This window comes from Streptomyces sp. NBC_00503 (genome assembly GCF_036346895.1).
Lineage (GTDB): Bacteria > Actinomycetota > Actinomycetes > Streptomycetales > Streptomycetaceae > Streptomyces.
Genome location: NZ_CP107855.1, coordinates 307,247 through 328,958 on the forward strand (window position 1 = coordinate 307,247; position 21,712 = coordinate 328,958).

24 protein-coding genes and 1 tRNA gene are annotated in these 21,712 nt (G+C 72.5%); 12 read left to right on the forward strand and 13 right to left on the reverse strand.

Annotated elements, in window-relative coordinates:
* The first annotated feature begins 12 nt into the window (after positions 1–12).
* The 3 genes from OG490_RS01545 to OG490_RS01555 all read left to right on the forward strand — a co-directional run bounded on the left by OG490_RS01545 (position 13) and on the right by OG490_RS01555 (position 1,643).
* Complete coding sequence (locus OG490_RS01545) at positions 13–645, forward strand: class I SAM-dependent methyltransferase (RefSeq protein ID WP_330294443.1); 633 nt, start codon at positions 13–15, stop codon at positions 643–645.
* A 76-nt stretch (positions 646–721) separates the two neighbouring features.
* The gene (locus tag OG490_RS01550; protein WP_330294444.1) at positions 722–1,132 is read left to right on the forward strand and encodes a VOC family protein; all 411 of its coding nucleotides are present in this window, start codon (positions 722–724) and stop codon (positions 1,130–1,132) included.
* Between the two features lie 91 nt (positions 1,133–1,223).
* Entirely contained in the window at positions 1,224–1,643 is a 420-nt protein-coding gene (locus tag OG490_RS01555; protein ID WP_330294445.1) for a helix-turn-helix transcriptional regulator, read from the forward strand.
* Between the two features lie 271 nt (positions 1,644–1,914).
* Here the strand turns inward: OG490_RS01555 and OG490_RS01560 are convergent, their stop codons facing one another.
* Complete coding sequence (locus tag OG490_RS01560; RefSeq protein WP_330294446.1) at positions 1,915–2,196, reverse strand: hypothetical protein; 282 nt, start codon at positions 2,194–2,196, stop codon at positions 1,915–1,917.
* Between the two features lie 372 nt (positions 2,197–2,568).
* On the opposite strand from OG490_RS01560, the gene OG490_RS01565 reads away from it, so the two are divergent.
* On the forward strand, positions 2,569–3,021 hold the full coding sequence (locus tag OG490_RS01565; protein WP_330294447.1) for a hypothetical protein: 453 nt from the start codon (positions 2,569–2,571) through the stop codon (positions 3,019–3,021).
* 17 nt (positions 3,022–3,038) lie between these two features.
* On the opposite strand, the gene OG490_RS01570 is transcribed toward OG490_RS01565, so the two are convergent.
* Positions 3,039–3,662, reverse strand: a complete 624-nt coding sequence (locus OG490_RS01570) for a DUF421 domain-containing protein (protein WP_330294448.1) — start codon at positions 3,660–3,662, stop codon at positions 3,039–3,041.
* A 131-nt stretch (positions 3,663–3,793) separates the two neighbouring features.
* On the opposite strand from OG490_RS01570, the gene OG490_RS01575 reads away from it, so the two are divergent.
* Entirely contained in the window at positions 3,794–4,039 is a 246-nt protein-coding gene (locus tag OG490_RS01575) for a LapA family protein (RefSeq protein ID WP_330294449.1), read from the forward strand.
* A 39-nt stretch (positions 4,040–4,078) separates the two neighbouring features.
* Here the strand turns inward: OG490_RS01575 and OG490_RS01580 are convergent, their stop codons facing one another.
* The 4 genes from OG490_RS01580 to OG490_RS01595 all read right to left on the reverse strand — a co-directional run bounded on the left by OG490_RS01580 (position 4,079) and on the right by OG490_RS01595 (position 7,895).
* Entirely contained in the window at positions 4,079–6,205 is a 2,127-nt protein-coding gene (locus OG490_RS01580; protein ID WP_330294450.1) for an FUSC family protein, read from the reverse strand.
* A gap of 4 nt (positions 6,206–6,209) precedes the next feature.
* Positions 6,210–6,845 (reverse strand): hypothetical protein, encoded by a 636-nt coding sequence (locus tag OG490_RS01585; protein ID WP_330294451.1) that lies wholly within the window; start codon positions 6,843–6,845, stop codon positions 6,210–6,212.
* Positions 6,846–6,943: 98 nt separating this feature from the next.
* Positions 6,944–7,020: transfer RNA gene (locus tag OG490_RS01590), tRNA-Met, on the reverse strand.
* Between the two features lie 95 nt (positions 7,021–7,115).
* Entirely contained in the window at positions 7,116–7,895 is a 780-nt protein-coding gene (locus OG490_RS01595; protein ID WP_330294452.1) for a VOC family protein, read from the reverse strand.
* 202 nt (positions 7,896–8,097) lie between these two features.
* On the opposite strand from OG490_RS01595, the gene OG490_RS01600 reads away from it, so the two are divergent.
* Entirely contained in the window at positions 8,098–8,763 is a 666-nt protein-coding gene (locus OG490_RS01600; RefSeq protein WP_330294453.1) for a hypothetical protein, read from the forward strand.
* Between the two features lie 55 nt (positions 8,764–8,818).
* On the opposite strand, the gene OG490_RS01605 is transcribed toward OG490_RS01600, so the two are convergent.
* Positions 8,819–10,303, reverse strand: coding sequence for a UDP-N-acetylmuramoyl-L-alanyl-D-glutamate--2,6-diaminopimelate ligase (locus OG490_RS01605; RefSeq protein WP_330294454.1), 1,485 nt, complete (start codon positions 10,301–10,303; stop codon positions 8,819–8,821).
* Positions 10,304–10,699: 396 nt separating this feature from the next.
* Positions 10,700–10,855 (reverse strand): hypothetical protein, encoded by a 156-nt coding sequence (locus OG490_RS01610; RefSeq protein WP_330294455.1) that lies wholly within the window; start codon positions 10,853–10,855, stop codon positions 10,700–10,702.
* A gap of 405 nt (positions 10,856–11,260) precedes the next feature.
* Here OG490_RS01610 and OG490_RS01615 point away from each other — a divergent pair, with 405 nt between their 5' ends.
* The 4 genes from OG490_RS01615 (at position 11,261) to OG490_RS01630 (ending at position 15,757) form a co-directional block, all read left to right on the forward strand.
* Positions 11,261–12,610, forward strand: a complete 1,350-nt coding sequence (locus OG490_RS01615) for a discoidin domain-containing protein (protein ID WP_330294456.1) — start codon at positions 11,261–11,263, stop codon at positions 12,608–12,610.
* Positions 12,610–13,986 carry an MFS transporter gene (locus OG490_RS01620; RefSeq protein WP_330294457.1) on the forward strand — a complete coding sequence of 459 codons (1,377 nt, stop codon included), beginning with the start codon at positions 12,610–12,612 and terminating at the stop codon, positions 13,984–13,986. The genes OG490_RS01615 and OG490_RS01620 overlap by 1 nt, the downstream gene beginning before the upstream one ends.
* Positions 13,983–15,026: a TolB family protein gene (locus OG490_RS01625; RefSeq protein WP_330294458.1), complete on the forward strand. Its 1,044-nt coding sequence runs from the start codon at positions 13,983–13,985 to the stop codon at positions 15,024–15,026. The genes OG490_RS01620 and OG490_RS01625 overlap by 4 nt, the downstream gene beginning before the upstream one ends.
* 77 nt (positions 15,027–15,103) lie before the next feature.
* On the forward strand, positions 15,104–15,757 hold the full coding sequence (locus OG490_RS01630) for a DUF7691 family protein (RefSeq protein ID WP_330294459.1): 654 nt from the start codon (positions 15,104–15,106) through the stop codon (positions 15,755–15,757).
* Positions 15,758–15,772: 15 nt separating this feature from the next.
* Here OG490_RS01630 and OG490_RS01635 read toward each other — a convergent pair whose 3' ends face one another.
* Both OG490_RS01635 and OG490_RS01640 read right to left on the reverse strand, forming a co-directional pair.
* Positions 15,773–16,585 carry a bestrophin-like domain gene (locus tag OG490_RS01635; RefSeq protein WP_330294460.1) on the reverse strand — a complete coding sequence of 271 codons (813 nt, stop codon included), beginning with the start codon at positions 16,583–16,585 and terminating at the stop codon, positions 15,773–15,775.
* A 164-nt stretch (positions 16,586–16,749) separates the two neighbouring features.
* Entirely contained in the window at positions 16,750–17,058 is a 309-nt protein-coding gene (locus OG490_RS01640) for a hypothetical protein (protein ID WP_330294461.1), read from the reverse strand.
* 325 nt (positions 17,059–17,383) lie between these two features.
* On the opposite strand from OG490_RS01640, the gene OG490_RS01645 reads away from it, so the two are divergent.
* Together OG490_RS01645 and OG490_RS01650 are read left to right on the forward strand one after the other, a co-directional pair.
* On the forward strand, positions 17,384–18,952 hold the full coding sequence (locus OG490_RS01645) for an oleate hydratase (RefSeq protein ID WP_330294462.1): 1,569 nt from the start codon (positions 17,384–17,386) through the stop codon (positions 18,950–18,952).
* A gap of 60 nt (positions 18,953–19,012) precedes the next feature.
* The gene (locus tag OG490_RS01650) at positions 19,013–19,501 is read left to right on the forward strand and encodes a peroxiredoxin family protein (protein ID WP_330294463.1); all 489 of its coding nucleotides are present in this window, start codon (positions 19,013–19,015) and stop codon (positions 19,499–19,501) included.
* 2 nt (positions 19,502–19,503) lie between these two features.
* Here OG490_RS01650 and OG490_RS01655 read toward each other — a convergent pair whose 3' ends face one another.
* The 3 genes from OG490_RS01655 to OG490_RS01665 form a co-directional block, all read right to left on the reverse strand.
* Positions 19,504–20,331, reverse strand: a complete 828-nt coding sequence (locus OG490_RS01655; protein ID WP_330294464.1) for an SDR family NAD(P)-dependent oxidoreductase — start codon at positions 20,329–20,331, stop codon at positions 19,504–19,506.
* Between the two features lie 120 nt (positions 20,332–20,451).
* Positions 20,452–20,937, reverse strand: a complete 486-nt coding sequence (locus OG490_RS01660) for a hypothetical protein (RefSeq protein ID WP_330294465.1) — start codon at positions 20,935–20,937, stop codon at positions 20,452–20,454.
* Between the two features lie 337 nt (positions 20,938–21,274).
* The gene (locus OG490_RS01665) at positions 21,275–21,655 is read right to left on the reverse strand and encodes a hypothetical protein (RefSeq protein ID WP_330294466.1); all 381 of its coding nucleotides are present in this window, start codon (positions 21,653–21,655) and stop codon (positions 21,275–21,277) included.
* Between the last annotated feature and the right edge of the window lie 57 nt (positions 21,656–21,712).

A 21,712-nucleotide genomic window follows, 5' to 3' on the forward strand; every position in this document is an offset into this window, starting at 1 on the left:
CCAGGAGGGGACATGACGACACGACGCAAGAGTGCCGCGGAGCTGTTCGACGCGCTGGGTGAGCGGTACGAGGACCTGTTCGGCCGGGTGCCCGACCAACTGGCCGCGCTGGACTGGCTCGCGGACCGGCTGCCCGCCGGGGCCCGGGTGCTGGACGTGGGCAGCGGCACCGGCCGGCCCACCGCGCAGGCGCTCACCGACGCCGGGTACGCCGTGACCGGCATCGACGTCTCGGCGGCCATGGTCGAGGCGGCCCGAACCCTGGTCCCGGGTGCGCGGTTCGAGCAGGCCGACGTGCGCACGTACGTACCGGAGGCGGGCGGGTTCGACGGCGTCTGCTCGTTCTTCCCGCTCCTGGTGATGGACCAGCCGGAGATCGAGGCGGCCCTGGACCGGATGGCGTCGTGGGTCGCACCGGGCGGGTACCTGGTGCTGGCCACGGTGCCGGGAGACATCCGAGGGCTGGACATCGAGTGGATGGGCCACCCGGTCACCGTCAGCAGCCTTTCCGTGGAGCAGCACCTGGCGCGGCTGTCCGGGGCGGGCCTCGAGGTACTGCACCACCACACCTCGTCCTTCGTCCCCGCCGGGCCTCTGGCGGGGCCCGAGGAGCACTTCTTCTGCTACGCGAGGCGACCCGTCTGACCCCGCTACGAACTCCGCGCCCATCGGTCAGGTTTCGAGAAGCGGGGGACGCACGGCCCCGCCTAGCATCTGCGTCATGGACATCAGCATTCACACGAGCGTTCTGCCGCACGACGACCCCGACGCGTCCGTGGCGTTCTACCGCGACGCCCTCGGCTTCGAGGTCCGCAGCGACGTCGGCCAGGGCAGGATGCGCTGGATCACGGTCGGCCCCGTCGGTCAGCCCGGCACCTCCCTCCTGCTGGCTCCGCCGGCCGTAGACCCCGGGATCACCGAGGACGAGCGGCGGACCATCGCCGAGATGATGGCCAAGGGGACCTACGGCTGGATCCTGCTGGCCACCCCGGACCTCGACGGCACCTTCGAGAAGGTGCAGGCGACCGACGCCGAGGTCGTGCAGGAGCCGACCGAGCAGCCCTACGGGGTCCGCGACTGCGCCTTCCGCGATCCGGCGGGCAACCTGATCCGCATCCAAGAACGCCGCTGAGCCGCCCGCTCCGGTCGCGTCCTGTCCTGCCGCGTCGCGCCGCAGGTCGCGCCGCCCTGCCCTCCTGTCGTCTTCGAAGAGGAGTTCCCTTATGTGTCTCCCCGCATGGGGGCGCGCGCGTACCGCGGCGCAGCGCCTGAGCGGCCTCGCACGGCTGCGCCGCGTCCGCGACCGGATCGACCGGGAGTACGCACGGCCGCTGGACGTCGAGGCGCTGGCCCGCGACGCGGGCATGGCCCCCAGGCACCTCGGCCGCGAGTTCCGGCTGGCCTTCGGCCAGTCCCCGTACGCGTACCTCACGGCGCGCCGCATCGAGCGTGCCACGGCGATGCTGCGCCATGGCGACCTCGGCGTCAGTGAGGTCCGCCTCGCGGTCGGCTGCCCGTCGCCGGGCATCTTCGGTACGCGCTTCACCGAGCTGGTCGGCATGGAGCCCAGCGCCTACCGACGCCACGTGGCAAGGCCCGCCGGAAATCGGGCAGCTCCGGTCCCCGAGCCCCAACCGGCGTGACGGACACGGGCGCGGCGGGTTTTGTATCCGACGGGTATCGGGCAGCGCGTGGTTGCCCATCGATCGGTACGCCGGCACGGCGGAACGGGCTCGCCGGGGTGCCGTCGGTCGCGGCGGCTCCACTGGGTCTGACCTGGGGGTTCGAGGGGGGCGGGGGCGGCTGGGGGCACGACATCCGACCGCTTCGCGATGAGCCCGAAGGGGCCGAGGCCACCAGCCGCGCCGCCCAGGCAGCCCAACAGGCCACCTACATCGACGTATTGACCCGGGGCTACCAGAAGATGCCGATGGTCTTCGCCGGAGTCTCGCTGTTCATCGGCTCGTTCCCGGTCGTGGCGGCGCTCGGCGTGGGCGTCGGCATCACGGTGCTCTCCGCGTGGCTGCCGTCCCGCAGGGCGGCCGGGGTCGCGCCCGTCGAGGCGCTGCGCTCGTCCGAGCAGCCGCCGACCGCCACCGCCTCCCGGGTGCGCGGCGTACTGGGTCTGGTCCTGCTCCTCCTCGGCGCCGGGCTGCTGGTGTCCCTGACCGGGGCGAAGGACGCCTCGGTGGACAACCTGCAGGACGCGATGTTCGGGTGCGCCCTGGGGGACGCTGCTCGTGGTGTGCCTGGCCTCCCTCGCGATCATCGGTGCGGTCGCGGCGGCCGCCCCGGCCCGCCGGGCAGCGGCCCTGAGCCCGCTGGAGGCCGTCGCGCGGGACTGACACGCGCGACTGGCGCACGGGACTGGCGCACCGCTCCCGGGCCGGGTGAGGAAAAGAGGAGGGCCCCGGCATCGCCGCGCCGGGGTCCTCCTCCGCTCAAGATCATCTCATGTCGGTCCGGAGCGCGTCCGCCGGCACCACGGCCGCCGACCGACCGGCCCGCACGTATGCTGACCTGTCCGAACGCAGAACCCCGGCCCTCCGGGAGACGGAAGGAATCCCCGTGACCGACCCGACTCCGCTGGAAGCGGCCCGCGCCGCCGCGGCCACCGCGGCGCACCCGGAACCCGGAAGCTGGGCCGCGCACCTGCACGCGGCCCTCGCGGAGGTCGACCGGCTGACCGAACTCCTCGGCCGACAGGCCCCGCCGGTCGCCCCGGAACCGGAGGCGGAGGCAGAGGCGGAACCCGCGCCGACCGGGATCGAGCTCCGGCGGGCCGAGCTGGACGCCGGTTTCACCGACGTGGAATGGGCCGTGGGGATGGCCCTGTGCCCCGCCCGCGAGCAGTGCACCAGCGGGCGGCTCGACCAGCTCTTCAAGCCGATGGAGGACGGCCGCCTGCCCGCGCACTGGGACGAGCTCTCGGGCGCGGCCTGCTCCGGTTCCGGACGCGTACCCACGACCCCGCTGCTCCGGCTGCGCCCGAAGCCCTCCCCGGATTCCGCTGGCCGGTAGTCCCGTAGGAGGCGGATCTACTCCGCTGCGCCCGGCCCCTCGGCTCCCCCGCCGCAACAGCGGGAGGCCGGGGCGCCTTCGGCTGCGAGCCGGTCGAGCCTGAGCTGGAGCCGGTCCAGCTGCTCCCGCAGGGCCGCGATGTCGTTCTTGTCCGCGGTCTGGTCACCGTCCAGGAGGTCGACCACCATCGTGCCGCCGGGTTCAAGGACCACCAGCTTGGTCTCGGCGATGCCGTCCCCGCCCTGGTGGCGCACCGCCACGTCCAGATCGGCGCGCCGCAGCCCCAGGCGCCGTACCTGCCGCTCGTCGTAGGCGCCGTTCCTCGCCAACACACTGGGACTGCCTTCGAACAACCAGGTGAGCCAGTCGGAGCGTGCGGCGTAGCGGACCAGCAAGGAATTGGCCGCCATGAGCACGGCCGCGCCGAACAGTCCGCCGCTGAGCGAGTTGTCCTCGCCGATCACGGCGTTCTGCACCACGTTGGAGAGCAGGAGCATGACCACCAGGTCGAGGGTGTTCAACTGCGCGAGCCCGCGTTTGCCGACCAGTCTCAGCAACACGATCAGGGCCAGGTAGACCACGACGGTCCGGACGGCCTTCTCGCCGTAGGTGATTCCCGCGTCGAACAAGTCATGCCACATCCCGGCCACTTTACGAGTTGCCCCGGGGAGCCCGGCGAACCGCCGCGGGTGCGCCATCACATCCTTCGTGAAAGGCTGAATCGAAGCGGCCTGCGGCGATCTCCGCCGCGCGACGGCGGAGGAGAGGGTCCATGACGACACAGCATGGAAGGAAGACGGCGGGGCTGCCCGCCTCTCCCCGTGTTCTCGTCGGTGCGGCGCTCGTGGTCCTGAGCGTCTGGTTCGTCCTCATCAACACCCGCACGGTCCGGATCCACTTCTGGGTCTTCTGGGCCCAGGCCCCGATGTGGCTGGTCCTCGTGGTCACCTTCCTCGCCGGAGCCGCCGCCAGCTGGCTCTTCCAGCGCCGCAGGCGCCAGGACCGCCCGCACGGCTGAGCGGGTCATCCGCCCGTTCCCGCCGGTCCGTTGGCCCGCTCAGGCCTGCGCGGGCTCGGCCGCGCCCTGGTCGAGCAGGGCCAGGTCGGCGGTGAGGGTGTCCAGCCAGGCCATCGCGGCGAAGAACACGGGCGGCGCGGCCGCCGCGGGCGAGGGCCGGGGCGGTACGGGGCCGGAGGGGCCGGAGGCCCGCGTGCAGGCCGGATCGGCGCGGTCGGCCGCCCGGCGCAGCCCGGCCGCCACCCGGGCCCCGTACTCCCTGACGGCGGCTTCCTCGCTCGGCCCGGGAGGAGCTCCGCGGGGGCGGCGGCCTCCCCAGAGCACGTGGTGGCCCGCCATCATCGCGGCGTGCCAGTCCTGGCCCGGCGGCCCGGCCGGGCGCTGCCGCTCGGTCTGGTACTGGGCGTACGCGCTCTCGGCCATGGTCAGCGCGTGCCGTACCCGCTCGTCGGCTTCCGGGGAGCGGTCCCGCCCGACGGCGGCGGTGGCCGCCTGGACGTCGTCGGCGGCGGCGCGCAGCAACTCGGCCACCGCGCGCCCCAGTTCCTCCTGGGCGCCGCGGGGCCAGGCCAGCAGCCCGCACACGATCCCGATCGCGCTGCCGACGAGCACGTCCATGAGCCGCACTTCGGCCAGCCGCCAGGTGACGGGGGCCAGTTGGGCGAAGGCCAGGGCGATGACCAGCGTGAACATGGCCTGGGACCAGCCCACCCCGCGCACCGGTCCGACGCAGAAGGCGAACAGCATCAGGGGCGGCAGCGCGATCGCGTACACCAGGCCCGTTTCCCCGGCGAGCGCGAGGACCCCGCCGGCGGCGAGCGCGCCCAGACTGGTGCCGATCAGCGCCAGGCGGACGGTGGCCCGGGTCTGCACGGCGGTGGTGCGGGTCAGGCCGAGGACGGCGAGCATCGCCCAGAAGCCGTGCGGCAGGGAGCTCACACCGGCGACGGTCCGGGCGAGGGCGAGGGCCACGGCGAGCCGGACGGCGTTCTGGAAGTGCACGGACCGGGGGCCGGTGTGCCCTGAGAGCCGGTGCCACCAGAGTGCGAGGGTGCTCCGTCGGGCGTACCAGTACCGGTCGGCGGCCAACCGCGCCCCGGGGCCCGATCCCGGCTCCGGTTCCGGGGCCGGGGCTGCCGCGCGTCCCCGTACCGCGATCCCGGCGGCTCCGCGCAGGATCAGCGCCGCGTCCGCCAGCTCCACCAGCGCGGCGTGCCGGCGCCCCGACCCGGGCTGCGGGACGGGGCTGCGGGCGAGGGAGTCCCGCAGTTCGCGCAGGGCGGCGGAGTCCGGCGCGGGTGGCCGGCCCGCGCCGAGCAGGGCGGCGGTCCCGGTCGCCGAATCCCGCACGGCCCGTACGAGTTCCAGCCGGAGGTCCGGCCCGGCCGGCCCGGCCCGCGGGCCGGGATCCGGGGGCGGCAGGGCCCGTAGCCTGGCCAGCAGGGTTCGGGCCGCCAGCCCGGTGTGGGCCAGCGCGCGTTCGCGTACGCCGGGTCCCGCGGGCCGCTCCGCCTCGGGGACCCGGGAGGGCCGCAGGGCCTGGGCCAGCGCCGCGGCTTCGGCTTCCCGCGCCTCCCCGAGGGTGTACGGCGGCTCCTCCAGCGCGGCGGCGCACCGCGCGGCCCCGGCGGCGGCCTCGGCGACCCGGTCCCGGTAGCGGGGGACGCGGGGGTCGGGCAGGACGTACCGCTCGGCGAGGATCAGCAGCAGGATCCCGGTGACGGTGCCGGTCAGCCGTTGACCGATGGTGTCGGGGGCGTACGGCGGGAAGCTGGGCAGGATGTACAGCAGCTGGAGCCCGGGAGCGGCGCCCGCCTGACGGGGTCCGGCCGCCGCGGCGAAGGCCACGCAGAAGCCGATGAGCAGCATGCCGGTCACAGCGGCCCAGGTCCGTACGGCGAGGCAGGTGCCCACGATCACCAGCGCGCAGGCGGTGGGGAACGCCCTGACGAGGAAGGCGGCCCGCCGGCGACCGGTCCCGGGGACCTGCGAGAGCGCGCCCAGCGCGACGGCCGAGAAGAGTGCGTAGGTGGCGCCGACGTGCTGGTCCAGCCCGTACAGGAACCCGTAGAAGCCGGCGCAGGCGGCGAGGGTGACCCGGACGGCCCGGCGCGCGGCCGCCGGCAGGGTGCCGGTGCCCGTCCGGAGGCCGGCGAGGACACGCACCCCTTCAGCGTCCCACCAGCCACCCCGGCCGCCACTCCAGTACCGGATCGCGGACGGTCACCACCGCCGTCGCGGTGAGCAGCCCGATGCCCGCGAGCTGGAAGGCGGCCGCCCACCACCACTTCAGGTCGTCCTCGGCCCCGAGGATCGGGCCGACGACGCCGCCCGGCGAGTACACGACGGTGAGCGGCGTGCCGTGCGGCGCGGGGCAGGGGCCCGTCCCGGGGAGCTGCTCGTTGTTGCCGTTCGGCAGGTCGATCCAGCAGCGGGTGTACTGCGTGCCGTGGGCGCCGGTCCCCGTGGAGTTGTAGGCGACCGTGGCCGTGCCCTGCTCGCCGGTCAGGGCCAGGAAGGCGTCCGGTGCGTGCAACCCGCCGATGACCATCAGGGCGCCGCCGGTCCAGTACGCCGTCCTGGCCCAGCGGGGTACGGGTCTGCTGCCGAAGGAGATCCGCCGCAGCACCCATGCGTAGAGCGTGATCAGCAGGATGACGCCGAAGACGATCCCGAGGCCGGGGTCGAACATCGCCGGCCCGAACGTGCCGACCGCGGCCAGCACGATGACCGCGATCCACGCCACCGCCATACCCCGCGGCCCGAGCCCCCGTACCGGCGCCGCCCGCTTCTTCCCGCCGTTCATCGCCCCGCCCCCTCGTGAGGTGAGCAGAAGTCTCGCACTCGCGGGGACAAACCAAAACGGCCCCCTCGGCGCTTGCGCGCCGAGGGGGCCGAATCATTTGGTAGCGGGGGCAGGATTTGAACCTACGACCTCTGGGTTATGAGCCCAGCGAGCTACCGAGCTGCTCCACCCCGCGTCGGTAAACCCAACTGTACGCGACTCTCGGCCCGCCTCACGCCAATCCCTCGCCCGAGGCCGATCCCGGCTCGTGGTCCGGTCCCGTGCGGTCGGTCAGTTCGCTCGCGGATTGGGCTTGAGCAGGGCGAAGACGGCCCCGCTCGGGTCCGCCAGCCACGCGATCCGCCCGACGTCCGGCACGTCCGCCCCGGGCATCAGCACCGTCCCGCCGCTGGTCCGGGCGGTGCCCACCACCGCGTCCACGTCGGCGACGGCGAAGTACGGCACCCAGCGCGCGTTCGTCTCGCCCTCCATCAGCGGCGCCACCCCGCCGAAGGATCCGTCCTGCTGGTCCCCGTCGGCGATGCTGAGCACCCGGTAGGTCATGCCGGGCGCGTCCATGTCCTGGGAGCGCATCCCGAAGAGGGTGCCGTAGAACTCGACGGCCGCCAGCGGGTCCGGCACGTGGAGTTCGACCCAGCACAGGGTGTTGTCGGCGGACGTCACCCCCAGTCCGGGCGTCTTGGTCGGCTTCCAGATCGCGAAGTCGGCGCCCTGCTGGTCGGTGTACTGCGCGAGCCACCCCTCCCCCATGACGTCCATGGGCTCGACGCGGACGGTTCCGCCGCCGTCCCGCACGCCCTTGGTCGTCGCGTCCACGTCCTCTGACTGGAAGTACACCGTCCACGCGGAGCTCGCGCCCGGGTCCAGCTGGCCCACCGCTCCGACGGTCTTGCCGTCGATCTGGAAGAACCCGTACCCGCCCGTCTCGGGCCCGAGCAGCTGGAACTCCCAGCCGAACACGGCCCGGTAGAAGGCTGCGGCCCGGGGGATGTCGGGGCTTCCGAGGTCGATCCAGTTGGGCGAGCCGGTGCGGTAGTCGGTGCCGAGCATGCGTTCCTCCTGCGATGCGGTTCCGAGCGCGAGGTACCCGCGGAGGAGCCCCTCACCTGTACCTCCATGGGTACACGTACGCGGCCCCCCACCACCCCGCATTCGCCGGGCCCGGGGCCACGCGGTTCACCCGACCGGCGGTACGGGTGACACGGCGACGGCTTCGACGCCGCGCTCGCGCATCCGCCGTAGGGTCGGTCCCATGACGACGACGCTGATGACGTACGCGGGACCTGGCGAGCCCGATGCCCTGGTGACGCGGACCGGAGGAAATCCGCTCGCCCCGGCGGGCACGGCCTGGCCCCGCTGCGCGACCTGCGACGGGCCGATGCAGTTCCTGGCCCAGATCGTCCTGGACGAACAGGGGCGCCCGGTCACCGGGGGCGACATCCGGGCCGACCGTGTCATGGCGGTCTTCATGTGCCAGAACGATCCCGGCATGTGCGAGGAGTGGAGTCCGACCGAGGGCGGCAACCGCGCCCTCCTGTTCCCCGCCGGGGCCCTGCGGCCGATGCCGGTGCCCGCTCCCGAGCCGCCGGAGGACGAGGACGCCTTCGTCCTGGGAGCCGTCAACTCCGTTGCCCTGGTGGTGATGCCGGCCGCCGACTACCGCGGCGCACGCCAGGAATGGGCCGACCTGGGCGGGAACAACCCGCGGGAGGTCCTGGGACAGCTCGGCGGAACTCCCGACTGGCTCCAGGGCGACGAGACACCCCCGTGCCCGGCCTGCGCCCGCCCCATGGACCTGGTCGCGCAGCTGGAGGAGGGCCCCGCTCCCGCCACGGCCATGAACTTCGGCGGTGGCGGCAGCGCGTTCGCGTTCGCCTGCGCCGCCTGCGCGCGGGCCGCCTTCCTGTGGCAGTGCTGACTTCCTGTGGCAATGCTGACGCCGCCCGGACGGCCCGCGTTCCCGCGCGGCCGGGTCAGGCGCCGGCGAGCTCGCGTACCGTCGCCATGTCGCTGAACGGAATGAGTTCCTCGCCGACGATCTGGTGCGGTTCGCTGCCCTTCCCCGCGACCAGGACGATGTCGTCCGGCCCGGCGGACGCCAGCGCGTAGGCGATGGCGAGGCGGCGGTCGGCGAAGCGCGCGAAGGGCGTGCCGGTCGCGGTGAGGCCCGGGGTGATCTGGTCGAGGATGGCCTCGGGGTCCTCGGTGCGCGGGTTGTCCGAGGTGAGGACGCAGAGATCGGAGTGGGTTCCGGCGATCTCGCCCATCTCGGCGCGCTTGGTCGTGTCGCGGTCCCCGCCGCAGCCGAAGACGGTGACGACCCGGCCCGTGGCGAAGCCCCGGATGGTGGTCAGGACGTTGCGCAGGGAGTCGGGAGAGTGGGCGTAGTCCACGATCACGGAGGTCTTGTCGGAGGTTTCGAAGCGTTCGAAACGGCCCGGGATCGGGGGCATCCGCTCGAGCGCCGCCACCAGCCCGGCCAGGTCGTGGCCCAGGGTGTGGCAGGCCGCCACGGTGGCGAGCGCGTTGGCCACCGAGTACCGGCCGGGGACGGGGATCGAGGCCGGGTAGGCGCGGCCGCCGTGGCGCAGGGTGAACCGCGTACCCGAGGCGTCCATGAAGATGTCGGTCGCCCGGTAGTCCGCCTCGGCGTCGAGGGCGTACGTGGTCACCGCGCCCGGCATCATCGCCGGGATCGTGGCTCCGACCGGATCGTCGGCGTTGACCACGGCGCGGCGGCACAGCCCCTGGAACAGGCGCAGTTTGGCGTCCCGGTAGTTCGCCATCGTGCCGTGGTCGTCCAGGTGGTCCTGGGTGAGGTTGGTGAAGACCCCGACATCGATGAACGCGCGGTCCACCCGGTGGGTCAGGAGGGCCATCGAGGTCGCCTCCAGCACCACCCCGGCGACCTCCCGGTCCCGCATGCACGCGAGCAGGTACTGCAGGTCGGGTGATTCCGGGGTGGTCAGGACCGAGGGCGGCATCGGGATCAGCTCGTCGCCGATCCGGCTGCCGGCCGTCCCGATGACTCCGACGCTGGCGCCCTCGGCGATCCGCAGCACCGATTCGACCATGTACGAGACCGAGGTCTTCCCGTTGGTGCCGGTGATCGCCACCATGTCCATCCGGCGGCCCGGTTCACCGTAGTAGTGGGAGGAGGCGATCGCGGCCGCCTTCCGGGTGTCGGGCACCCGGACCAGGCAGACTCCGGGGCCGGACGCCCGTACCGGTGCCGGGAGTTCCGACGCTCCGCTCTCGACGAGCACCGCTACGGCGCCTCGCGCGATGGCCGCCGCGACGGACTCGGGGCCGCCCTCCCGGTGGCCCGGCACCGCGATGAACAGGGAGCCCGAGGTGACCCGGTGGACGTCGAAGGTCGTTCCGGCGGTGACGAGCACATCGGTGTCGCCTCGGAGCACTTCGTGGTCGTGGCCGGCCAGCATGTCGCTGAGCTTCACAGTGATCCCTTCGAACTGGGCGCGCGGCCCGGTCGCGCGACCGTCGCCGGACTGCAGCGGCGGCGGCATGCCGGTGGCTGCGGTGGTGACGTGGAGCAGGCTGCTCGGCGAGCCGGACGCGCAGGACGCGCTCGGCCGGCGGAGCCTTGGTGCCTTGGGGAAGGGAGGAGAAGAAGAGACGTACCCGACCCGCCGGAGCCCTGGTGGTCCCAGGGCGGTGCGGATGGATGTGGGTGCCGGGATCCGTGGACGAGGCCCGAGCGGGACGCTCCGTCACACGGGGTCGATGCCCGGCGTTTCACCGGTCAGCGGGGAGTCTTCCGGCGTCGCCCGCCGCTGCGCGGGCACGCTGCGAGGGCCGCTTCGAGCGGCTCCGCGGTACTGGATGATCTGCAGCTAGCCGTGACCGTGCAGGGCGCAGAGGCTGGGCTTCGGCGCCTCGGCGGTCACCGGTCCGGAGCCGAGCACCGGACCCCGACCTGCCATGACGGCGGCCGGGCGCGGCGCCGAGGCGGCCCGCAGGCTCTCGCTCTCAGCACCCATGCGACTCATGCGCCCAGTGTACGGGCCCGAACCCGCCGCCCCATCCGTGCCGGACGAGGTCGGCCACGCTCCCCCACCGGCCACGGGGCGCGACTGAAAGCGCCCGGGGGCTCGGGAGGGGAAGGCCGCCGGGAGAACGGCGGAAGGCCGCTGGGGGGACGCCGGAAGGCCGCTGGGAGCGCCGGTTCAGGCGCATTCCAAACGGCCGTCGAATGACTGGTAGGAAAGTTTCCTGTTTGCTAGCATCCCGCTCGGCGGCTTGGCGCGGCGCCCCGATCCTGTGGGCGTGACGCGCTCAGCGAGAGCTCTGACCCGGCCGCTGCGACGCCGTCCCGCCCTGCCCGCACGCGAGCAGGGCCGCGGGGTCACGTACCCGTGCCAGTTCTCGCCACCCCCAAGGCCAGGGAGTCAGGAATGCGCCTGAACACCCAAGCTCCACCCGCTCCAGCCACGTCCCCCCGCACGGTGGGCGCCGTCATCGCCGCCGTACTCCTCCTCGTCGGCGGCCTGCTGCTCGCCTACCCCGAACGGGCCGGCGCCGCCGCCGACCCCCTCATCTCCCGCGGCAAGCCCGCCACCGCCTCCTCCGTCGAAGGTTCCGGCTTCGGGGCACAGAACGCCTTCGACGGCGACGCCGCCACCCGCTGGGCGAGCGTCGAGGGCAAGGACCCCCAGTGGATCCGGGTGGACCTCGGCGCCACCGCCTCCGTGACCCGGGTGCGGCTGAGCTGGGAGGCCGCGTACGCGAAGGCGTACCGGGTCGAGATCTCCGCCGACGGCACCACCTGGACCCGGCTCGCCAACGAGACCGCCGGGAACGGCGGTTCCGACGACTGGACGGCCCTGTCCGGCAAGGGCCGCTACCTGCGCGTGTACGGAACCGCGCGCGGCACCGCGTACGGCTACTCGCTGCACGAGGTGGAGGTGTACGGCACCCTCGACGGCGGCACGCCCCCGCAGACCGGCGCCTTCACCGTGGTGGCCGCCGGGGACATCGCCGCCCAGTGCACCGCCTCCGACAGCGGCTGCGCCCATCCCAAGACCGCCGCGCAGGCCCAGAAGATCAACCCGAAGTTCTATCTGACGATGGGCGACAACCAGTACGACGACGCCCGGATCTCCGACTACCGCGCCTACTACGACAAGAGCTGGGGCGCCTTCAAGGACAAGACGCACCCGATTCCGGGCAACCACGAGACGTACGACCCGGCGGGCTCCCTGGCCGGCTACAAGTCCTACTTCGGGGCCGTCGCCTACCCCCAGGGCAAGAGCTACTACAGCTTCGACGAAGGCAATTGGCACTTCATCGCCCTGGACTCCAACTCCTTCGACCAGAAGGCCCAGATCGACTGGCTCAAGGCCGACCTCGCCGCGAACGGCAAGTCCTGCATCGCCGCGTACTGGCACCACCCGCTGTACTCCTCGGGCGGTCACGGCAACGACCCGGTCAGCAAGCCCGTCTGGAACATCCTCTACGGCGCCAAGGCCGATCTCGTGCTCAACGGGCACGACCACCACTACGAACGCTTCGCCCCGCAGAACCCCGACGGCAAGGCGGCCGCGGACGGGATCGTCGAGATCGTCGGCGGCATGGGCGGAGCCGAGCCGTATCCCATCGAGAACGTCCAGCCCAACAGCCAGAAGCGGATCAGCGGCCAATACGGCGTCCTGAAGCTGGACTTCACCGACTCCGGCTACAGCTGGAGCTACGTGGACACCGAGGGCAAGACCCAGGACACCAGCCCGAAGTACACCTGCCACTGATGTACCTGGCGACCACAGGCCGCCGGGACACGTCGGTCCCGCCCCTCTCCGAAGGGGCGGGCCGGCGCCTCCCCGGCACCGTTCTGGCACTCGGCGCGGTCAGCCTCGTCACCGACATCTCCTCCGAGATGGTCACCGCGGTGCTACCGCTCTACCTCGTCCTCGGACTTGGTCTCTCCCCCCTCCAATTCGGCTTCCTGGACGGCCTGCTCAACGGCGCCGCCGCCCTGGTGCGGCTGATCGGCGGGCACTTCGCCGACCGCGGGCAGCGGCACAAACGGGTCGCGGGCCTCGGCTACGCCCTCTCGGCCTGCTCCCGGCTCGGCCTGCTGCTCGCGGGCGGCGCCACCGGCGGGATCGCGGCGGCGCTGGCCGCCGACCGGGTCGGCAAGGGCATCCGGACGGCGCCCCGCGACGCCCTGATCACCCTGAGCAGCCACCCCGACGCCCTCGGCCGGTCCTTCGGCGTGCACCGCGCCATGGACACCACCGGCGCCCTGCTCGGCCCGCTGGCCGCCTTCGCCCTGCTCTGGGCGAACGCGGGCGCGTACGACACGGTGTTCGTCGTCAGCTTCTGCGTCGGCCTGCTCGGCGTACTGCTGCTCGTGCTCTACGTTCCCGGGCACCGGCATCCCACCGCGCCGCCTCCGGGCCGGGCTCCGATCCCGGGTCCGGTCCCGGCTCCGATCCCGGCTCCGGCTCCGCGTCCCGGGACCCCGTTCCGCGCCCTGCGCGACCCCGCCTTCCGGCGGATCCTCGCGGCCGCCGCCCTGCTCGGCGCCGCCACCATCGGCGACGCCTTCGTCTACCTCCTGCTCCAGCGCCGCCTGGGCCTGTCCACCGCCTGGTTCCCGCTGCTCCCGCTCGGCGCGGCGGCCACGTACCTGCTGCTCGCCGTTCCGGCGGGCCGGATCGCGGACCGGATCGGCCGCAGGCTGCCCTTCCTGTACGGACACCTCGCCCTGCTCGGCGCCTACGGGGCCCTGCTCGCCCCGGACCGCGGACCGGCCGCACTGCTCCTGGTGCCCGTCCTCGTGCTGCTCGGAGTCTTCTACGCCACCACCGACGGGGTGCTGATGGCCCTCGCCGGACCGGTGCTGCCGGCCGAGGGCCGGGCGGGCGGGCTCGCCCTGCTGCAGACCGGCCAGGCGGTGGCCCGGATGCTCGCCGCGGCGGGCTTCGGAGCCGCGTGGACGGTCTGGGGGCCGGGCCCCGCGCTCTGGTCGGCGGTGGCGGCGCTGCTCGCCGCCCTGGCCGGCGGCTGGGCCCTGCTGCCCCGCGTTCCGTCGGGCGGCCCGGGCCCCGGCCCCCAGGACCCGCCGGACCCGCCGGACGGCCGACCCCGTACCCACACCCTCGAGAGGCGCACCGGATGACTGCCAGGTTCCCGAGATCCGCGGGCCGCCCGCTCGGCCCGTGGGCCCGTAGCGCCGTCGTGGCGGCCGCGGTGGTGCTCCTCACCGGCGGATCCATCGGCTACGCCCTGCACGCGGGACACCGCTCGGACCGCGCGCGCGGCGCCGCCGACACCTCCTTCTCCCTCGGCGAAGGCGCCCTGTACTTCCGGGACTCCGCCACGGGGCGCGTCGCACACCAGCCGCTGCCGACGGCTTCCGCCGACTCCCCCGCCCCTGCCACCGGCGGTTCCCGGGTCTCCGGAGGACCCGTCTGCGACCGGTTCCACACCGCCGGGCCCACCGCACTGTGCCTGCGCGCGGAACCGGGGGTGCTGCCGAAGACGTACGCGATCGTCCTCGACGAACGGCTGCGCGAGGAGCGCCGGATCACCGTGCCGGGCATCCCGACCCGGGCCCGGGTCTCCGCCTCCGGGCAGATGCTGGCGTGGACGGTGTTCGCGACCGGCGACTCCTACGCCACCACCGCGTTCTCCACCAGGACGGCCGTGCTCGACCTGCGGACCGGATATCTCGTCAAGTCCATTGAGGAGATCCCCCTCACCATCGACGGGGTCCGCTACCACGCTCCCGACCTCAACTACTGGGGGGTGAGCTTCGCCCGCGACGACAGCCGCTTCTACGCGACGGTCTCCACCAAGGGGCGTACGTACCTGGTCGAGGGGAACATGAAGGACTGGTCGGCGAAGGCGCTGCGGCAGAACGTCGAGTGCCCCTCCCTGTCCCCCGACAACACCCGGATCGCCTTCAAGAGGAAGGTCTCCGAGGACCCGGCCGCGCCGTGGCGGCTGTACGTGCTGGACCTGGGGACCATGAGCGAGACCCCGCTCGCGGAGACGCGGAGCGTCGACGACCAGGCCTCGTGGACGGACGACGGCACGCTGGCCTACGCCCTCCCGGGCACGGACGGCCGCGCGAGCGACATCTGGACCGTCCCCGCGGACGGCACCGGCGCACCCCGGCTGCTGGTCGCGGGCGGGTCCTCGCCGGTGGTGCGCTAGGGGGTGCTGGGTGGCTCCGGCACCTGCGAACCGGTCCCGGACACAGGGATGTCAGTGCCCTTTGGCAGCATGAACCCATGAGCAAGGTAGTGAACTACAGCATGGCGAACCGCGGCCAGATCGTGCGCTTCGCGCCCGCCCTGGACCTGAGCGCCGACGAATCACGACGCCTGGACAACATGCGCGTCACGGCGGAGGCACGCCAGGACAGCCTCGACCACCAGGACGTGGACTGGGGGCTGTCGGTCCCGGACGCCCTGGAGGAGCTGCTCTCCGGCCGGGCCGACTCCTCGGCGGACTACGCCGGTTGCGCCTACTACGCGGCCCTCCAGATCATCATCGACCACAACGCGAGCGACAGCTCGACCCTGGCGAGCTACCGGAGCCCCGTCACCTACTTCTCCGCCCTGGACGACGCCCTCAGCTCGGTGGGCGTCCCGGCCGAGCTGCTGCCCTACCAGTACGTCTTCAGCGGCCCGCCCTCGGAGATCGGGTTCCACATCCCCCATCCCCTGGAGGGCTCACCGGAGATCGGCTGCTGGCCCCTCGCGAAGGCCGGCCCCGCGGTGGAGGCCTACCGCGCGGTGCTGGACCGCGTCGACGCCGATCTCCGGTACGACCTCGGGGAGCTCATCGAGGCCCTCGACGGCTGGGCCTCGGAATGGAACAAGGGCGAGGGAGCCTGGTGGTGGGCCGAGGACGGCTCGATCTTCTTCTCGATCACCGGCTGACCCATCGCCGCAAGCCTAGTGCTGGTAACCGGGTTTGGGGCGGCCCCGGTCGTCGCAGGGCAGTTGGTCCGCCTTGTAGTCGGCCAGGTAGTCCCGGGTCGACTCCTCCTCGATCTGCGCCATCTGAGTGGCCTTCACGATGATCACACCGCCGAAGGGGCGGTCCACGTCGCGGATGATGAGCAGGGTCGTGGTCAGCAGGGCGGTGACGACGATCAGGGCGGCGAGCGGGCCCCTGTTGTTGCTGCGGGGCAGGCACAGGCCGAGGCCGGTCACGGTGACGGCCATGGTCAGGAGCATGAACCAGTAGATCAGGCCCGGGATCGTGGGCGTGGATTCGGCCATCCTCGCCTGCCGGCCCAGGGAGCGCTGGTTGTCCGCGTTGACCAGCAGTCCGAAGAGGGGGCTGTTGTTGCCGAGTTCCTTGAAACCCTTGCGGAAGTCCCCGCTCCACACGCTGGGGACCGAGGAGCTCCTGCCCTCGGCCATGGCCGGCCATTCCTCGTGCTGGACGGCGCGGGCGTAGCAGACCGCGTCGCCGCGCAGGCGCTGACGCAGGCCAGGTGAGGTGAAGTCGGCCACTTCGGCGAGGTGGTCCAGCGCGTGGGCTTCCGAGCGCGCGGCGTCGTCGGCCCTCCCGTTGGAGGCGGAGGCGGTGACGAGCATGAAGGCGAGGATCAGGATCGTCAGCGTCATGAGGGGCGCGACGAGGTCGCGGACGCCCATGCCCTCGCCGTCGTCACCCGGAATCAGTCTCGGGCGCAGGTACCGGTTCGCGGCGATGCCGGCGCCGAGCGCGAGGACGGCGACGACGAGGGTGACGATCATGGAGCGGGCTCCCCGGTCGCATCGCCGCCCGCCAGGACGCGGGACGGCATGGTGATGCGTGTGATCCTCGTGACGCCCCGTTCCGGGCGCGGCATTGACCCGCACGCGGCGCCCGGACACCACCCGTGCGGGCGAGCCGCGACCGGGTTCGGCCGGTCCGGGGTTCAGACGGCGGGGTGGGCCGTGAGCTCGACGATCTCGACGCAGCGCAGGAGTTTGGCCTGGGCGCGGGGCGAGTCGGCGGCGGGTACGACGATCTCGCACACGGCGAGGCCGCTGCTGTCGGCGGCCCGGTAGGACAGCGCTCTGACGGACAGGTTGTTGAGCATCGCGGAGATGCGCGTGAGGGCATGGCCCCCGTCCCGGACGGTGACGGTCAGCGTGTGGCAGCCGGTGGAGGCGGTCGCGGTCGCGGTGACGGAGGCGGTCGCGGCGGCGGAGGCGACAGCGGGGAGAACAGCGCTGAGGGTCATGAGTGGGGTCTCCTGTCCTGTGCGGGGGGCAGTTCTGAGATCGGGCCCGGAAAAACAAGAAGACCCCTCGCGGATGCGAAAGGTCTGCGTGCGGGCGGTGAGCTGTCGGGCGATCGCCCGGTCAGCTCGGGGCCGGCACGCCGGCGCTAATAATCAGCTGGCGCAGCATGGGGAGGAGTCTGGCACGGGGCCCCCGGTCCGTGGAACCGCATCTCACCATGCGGATGGCGCACCCCGGGTCGCGACGGGCCGTAGGGGGTGGTGGGCTGGCGGGGTGACCGTGCGGCCGACCGGGGCCGCGGCGGCCTGGCTGAGGAGACGTGTCGTGGCGAAGGCCTATCTGGTGGGTGCGGGGATCGCTTCTCTGTCGGCAGCCGCGCTGCTGATCCGGGAGGGGAAGTTCGCGGGCTCGGACATCACCGTCCTGGAGGCCCAGGACCGCACCGGCGGCAGTCTGGACGCCTCCGGAGACCCCGAGAACGGTTACACCATGCGCGGCGGGCGGATGTTCGAGCTGCACTTCGAGTGCACCTACGACCTGCTCCGCTCCATCCCCTCCCTGGACGCGCCGGGCACCTCGGTCACCGAGGACACCTTCGCCTTCCACGAGGACTTCGCCTGGAACGACAAGGCCCGCCTGGTCGACGCGGCCGGACGGCGGGTCGACACCCGTTCCATGGGGTTCTCCGAGCGCGACCGGCTCGATCTCGTCGCGTGCGTGGCCACCCCCGAGTCCCGTCTGGACGGCAAGCGCATCTCGGACTGCTTCACCCCGGAGTTCTTCACCACCAACTTCTGGTACATGTGGTGCACGACCTTCGCCTTCGAGCCGTGGCATTCGGCGATCGAGTTCCGCCGCTACCTGAACCGGTTCGTCCACCTGTTCAAGACCTTCGACACCATGTCGGGCATCTACCGCACCCGGTTCAACCAGTACGACTCGATCGTGCGCCCGCTCCAGTCGTGGCTGCGCGACCAGGGCGTCTCGTTCTCGATGAACACCACGGTGACGGACGTGGAGTTGGCCGAGGGAGACGGGATCACCGTCAGCGCCCTGGCCTGTACGCGCGAGGGCGCCGCCGAGCGGATCGCCGTGGGGCCGCAGGACCTGGTGTTCGTCACCAACGGTTCGATGACCGCCAACTCGACACTGGGCACCACCGACACCCCCGCCGTACTGGACACCTCCGCGCCCGATGCCTCGTGGCGCCTGTGGCAGACCCTGGCGGCCAAGCGCCCGGGACGGCTCGGCGACCCCTCCGTGTTCGACTCCTCCGTAGCGGACTCCACCTGGGGATCCTTCACCGTGACCAGCCAGGACCCGGTGTTCTTCAAGGCCATGGAGGAGTTCTCCGGCAGCGAGGCCGGCAAGGGCGGGCTGATCACCTTCAAGGACTCCGGCTGGCTGCTGACCATCGTCCTCAACCACCAGCCGCACTTCCACGAGCAGCCCGACGGCACCTTCGTCTGGTGGGGCTACGCACTCTTCCCCGACAAGCCGGGCGACCACGTCGGCAAGACGATGGCCCAGTGCACGGGCCGCGAGATCCTGACGGAGGTGCTCGGGCACCTGCGCCTCGCGCAGAGCGAGCAGATCCTGGAATCCTCCGTCGTACGGCCTGCGCTGATGCCCTACATCACCAGCCAGTTCCTGGTCCGCAAGGGCGGGGACCGGCCCGAGGTCGTCCCGGCGGGCTCCACCAACCTGGCCTTCATCGGGCAGTACGCCGAGGTCCCCGACGACGTGGTGTTCACCGTCGAGTACTCGGTGCGCACCGCCTGGACCGCCGTCGCGGGGCTGCTCCACCTGGACCGGCAGCCGCCGCCCGTCTACAAGGGCGGCCACGATCCACGGGTCCTCCTGGAGGCGCTGCACACCATGCACCGCCGCTGAACCGAAGTCAGCGCGACCGGGGTACCGTACGGCCTTCACCGACAGAGAGGTACGGCCATCGTGACCCGAATCCCGGCCGTGGGCGACGTCGTGGGCGATTTCACGCTCCCCGGCGGTCAGCTCACCGAAGACACCTTCGTGCGCGGCGAGTACACGCTCGGCCGGCAGCGCGGGAACCCGGTCGTTCTCGCCTTCTACCCGGGCGACAACACCCCCATTTGCACCGCGCAGTTGTGCTCCTACTCCGACGGGCTGGAAGCGCTCGGCGCCTGCGGGGCCCAGGTGTGGGGCATCAGCCCGCAGGGCGTCGACAGCCACGAGGACTTCGCCCGGTCGCGCGGTCTGCGGATGCCGCTGCTCGCCGACACCGACCGCGAGGTGGCCCGCGCGCTGGGCATCGCGGCGCCCCTGATCGGCCTGCGCCGGGCCGTCTTCGTCATCGCGCCGGACGGCACCCTGCACTGGAAGCACGTCTCGACGATGGGGATGCGGTTCCCCTCCGCCGAGGTGATCGCGGAGCAGCTCGCGGGCCTCACCTCCGTCGGGTGAGCTCAGGCGGCGGGGGCCTTCGTGCCCTCGCCGTCCGGGGCGGGCATGAGGCGGCCGACCGACTTGACCAGTTGGCGGCGGCTCAGGAGGCGGCCGCCGACGGCCATCATCCGGTTGAGGGCGCCGGAGATCACGCTCGGGCCGGGGTTCTTGCGGTCGAGGGTCCGCAGGGTCGTGCGGACCACCTCCTCGCAGGTCTGGAACCTGGTGCCGCCGTTCACCTCGCGCGTGCCGATGACATCGAAGAACTCGGTGGTCGTCGCGCCGGGAGAGAGCGCGAGCACGCGCAGTCCTGTGCCCCGGGACTCGTACCAGAGCGCTTCGGTGAAGCTCAGTACGAAGGCCTTGGTGGCCCCGTAGACGGCCATGTGGGGAACGGGCTGGTAGGCGCCCATGCTCGCGACGTTGACGAGCACCCCCTTGCCGTGGGTGCGCAGCGGCCCGATGAAGGCGCGGCTGATGTCGACCACCGCGCCGATGTTGACGGCGAGTTCCTGGCGCAGCTGCACGGGGTCCTCCAGGTGGAGCGGCCCGAAGGTGCCGAACCCGGCGTTGTTGATCACGCTCGTGACCGTGATGCCGCGCCGGGCGAGCTCCTCGGCGAGCACTTCTCCGACCCGGTCCGCGCCGAGGTCCATCGGTACGACCGCGACCTCGATCCCGTGGGACGCCGAGAGCTCCTCGGCCAGCTTTCGCAGACGGTCCTCGCGGCGGGCGACCAGGACGAGGCCGGAGCCCCGTGCGGCGAGCCGGCGGGCGAACTCCTCTCCGAGACCGGAGCTGGCTCCGGTGATCAGCGTGGTCTGGCCCCGGTAGTCGACCGCGTTCATGGCGCGTCTCCCGTTCCTGTGGTGGCGTACGTCCCGTGCGCGGACACGGTACGCGCCCCCGGCGGGGACCGCGGTGGGTGGGCGCGGACGCGTACGGGCCCACCCACCGCGGTCCCGGGATCAGCGGACGTCGAAGCTGACCGAGGTGGCCTTGTCGTTCATGCCGTCACCGACGTACGCGTTGTAGCCGTAGTACGTCTGGTGGGCGCCGCGGAAGTCCTTGTGCTCCCAGAGGGTGATCGGGCAGGTGATGCCCTGGGCCGAGCTCACGGTGTCGTTCCAGCCCCACTTGGAGAGGTCGTTGAACTCCGGGTAGCGCCAGTTGCAGCCGACGCTCCCGCGGAAGGTGAACTCGCTGCCGCCGGAGTTGGCGTCGCTCCAGATCCGGCCCAAGTCCTTGTATTCGGCCTGTGCGCCCAGTTCGGCGGCCTGGGCCCTGGTGGCGAAGCAGCCGCCCTCGCCGGTGTCGACCACGTACGTGCAGAAGGTGGGCGTCTTGGGAGCCGGGGCGGCGCCCGGTTCGGCGGCCGAGGCCGGGCCGGCGGCGGCCGTCGCCATCGCGAGTGCGGTGGCGGCGAGGGCGAGGCCGGGTCGGATCATGCGCATGGAGTCTCCTCGGAATCTGTTGAGAGGGAGCTCGGTGCACGTTCCGCGCCGAGCTCCGGCCTGACTCAACAAGTCCGCCGGGACCCGCGTCGAGGGGGCGCAAACGCCCGTGGCAAATTCGGTGCACCCACCACCGATCCCGTACCGTCCGCCGGCTGGCCCGATCCGGACGCCGCCCCGCCGGGCGGCCCGGTGCCTGCCGCGGATGCACGGGCGTCCGGGTCCGCGGCCGTCGACATACCTGGCCGAAGAGGCACGCACCGGGGCAGGCGGGCACCGAGTCGGCGATTGTCGCATTCCGCGCGTTCGGCCCAGGTGTTCGCGTCCGGCCCAGGGGTTACCGCCTGGGGGCCGCCGCTTGGGCGAGGGCGTCGGTGACGAGGCGGATGCCGCGGGCCAGGCGGGCCAGTTGTTCGAGCTCGACCGCGTACATCCTGATCGAGTTCTCGATGACCACCTCGGCCACGCCGAGGGCGGGGAGTTCGGCCCGGCTGGTCGTCAACGCCACGCGTACGGCCCGCATTTCGTGCTGCACCTGCAACTGTGCGTGGCGGGCGAGGAGTACGGGGCTGCGGGTCAGGGTCACGTAGCCGGCGTAGCGGGCCGGCAGCAGGTCGCGCAGCCAGCGGATCGCCGTGCGCTCCCAGTCGTGGTTCCCGGGGCGCTTGACCTGGAGGGGCCAGTCCGGGCTGCGCGTGATGAGTGCCGTCTGAGACATTCTTGCCGCTTCCACAGGGTGTAGAGCTCTGATCGGGAGGTTTCCATGAGGGGTCTG

Excerpts from the sequence above, each read along its gene's own strand:
- OG490_RS01545 (WP_330294443.1), top strand. The coding sequence starts at position 13 with ATGACGACACGACGCAAGAGTGCCGCGGAGCTGTTCGACGCGCTGGGT.
- OG490_RS01550 (WP_330294444.1), top strand. The coding sequence starts at position 722 with ATGGACATCAGCATTCACACGAGCGTTCTGCCGCACGACGACCCCGAC.
- OG490_RS01555 (WP_330294445.1), top strand. The coding sequence starts at position 1,224 with ATGTGTCTCCCCGCATGGGGGCGCGCGCGTACCGCGGCGCAGCGCCTG.
- OG490_RS01570 (WP_330294448.1), bottom strand. The coding sequence starts at position 3,662 with ATGTGGCATGACTTGTTCGACGCGGGAATCACCTACGGCGAGAAGGCC.
- OG490_RS01575 (WP_330294449.1), top strand. The coding sequence starts at position 3,794 with ATGACGACACAGCATGGAAGGAAGACGGCGGGGCTGCCCGCCTCTCCC.
- OG490_RS01585 (WP_330294451.1), bottom strand. The coding sequence starts at position 6,845 with ATGAACGGCGGGAAGAAGCGGGCGGCGCCGGTACGGGGGCTCGGGCCG.
- OG490_RS01595 (WP_330294452.1), bottom strand. The coding sequence starts at position 7,895 with ATGCTCGGCACCGACTACCGCACCGGCTCGCCCAACTGGATCGACCTC.
- OG490_RS01600 (WP_330294453.1), top strand. The coding sequence starts at position 8,098 with ATGACGACGACGCTGATGACGTACGCGGGACCTGGCGAGCCCGATGCC.
- OG490_RS01610 (WP_330294455.1), bottom strand. The coding sequence starts at position 10,855 with ATGAGTCGCATGGGTGCTGAGAGCGAGAGCCTGCGGGCCGCCTCGGCG.
- OG490_RS01615 (WP_330294456.1), top strand. The coding sequence starts at position 11,261 with ATGCGCCTGAACACCCAAGCTCCACCCGCTCCAGCCACGTCCCCCCGC.
- OG490_RS01620 (WP_330294457.1), top strand. The coding sequence starts at position 12,610 with ATGTACCTGGCGACCACAGGCCGCCGGGACACGTCGGTCCCGCCCCTC.
- OG490_RS01625 (WP_330294458.1), top strand. The coding sequence starts at position 13,983 with ATGACTGCCAGGTTCCCGAGATCCGCGGGCCGCCCGCTCGGCCCGTGG.
- OG490_RS01630 (WP_330294459.1), top strand. The coding sequence starts at position 15,104 with ATGAGCAAGGTAGTGAACTACAGCATGGCGAACCGCGGCCAGATCGTG.
- OG490_RS01635 (WP_330294460.1), bottom strand. The coding sequence starts at position 16,585 with ATGATCGTCACCCTCGTCGTCGCCGTCCTCGCGCTCGGCGCCGGCATC.
- OG490_RS01640 (WP_330294461.1), bottom strand. The coding sequence starts at position 17,058 with ATGACCCTCAGCGCTGTTCTCCCCGCTGTCGCCTCCGCCGCCGCGACC.
- OG490_RS01655 (WP_330294464.1), bottom strand. The coding sequence starts at position 20,331 with ATGAACGCGGTCGACTACCGGGGCCAGACCACGCTGATCACCGGAGCC.
- OG490_RS01660 (WP_330294465.1), bottom strand. The coding sequence starts at position 20,937 with ATGCGCATGATCCGACCCGGCCTCGCCCTCGCCGCCACCGCACTCGCG.
- OG490_RS01665 (WP_330294466.1), bottom strand. The coding sequence starts at position 21,655 with ATGTCTCAGACGGCACTCATCACGCGCAGCCCGGACTGGCCCCTCCAG.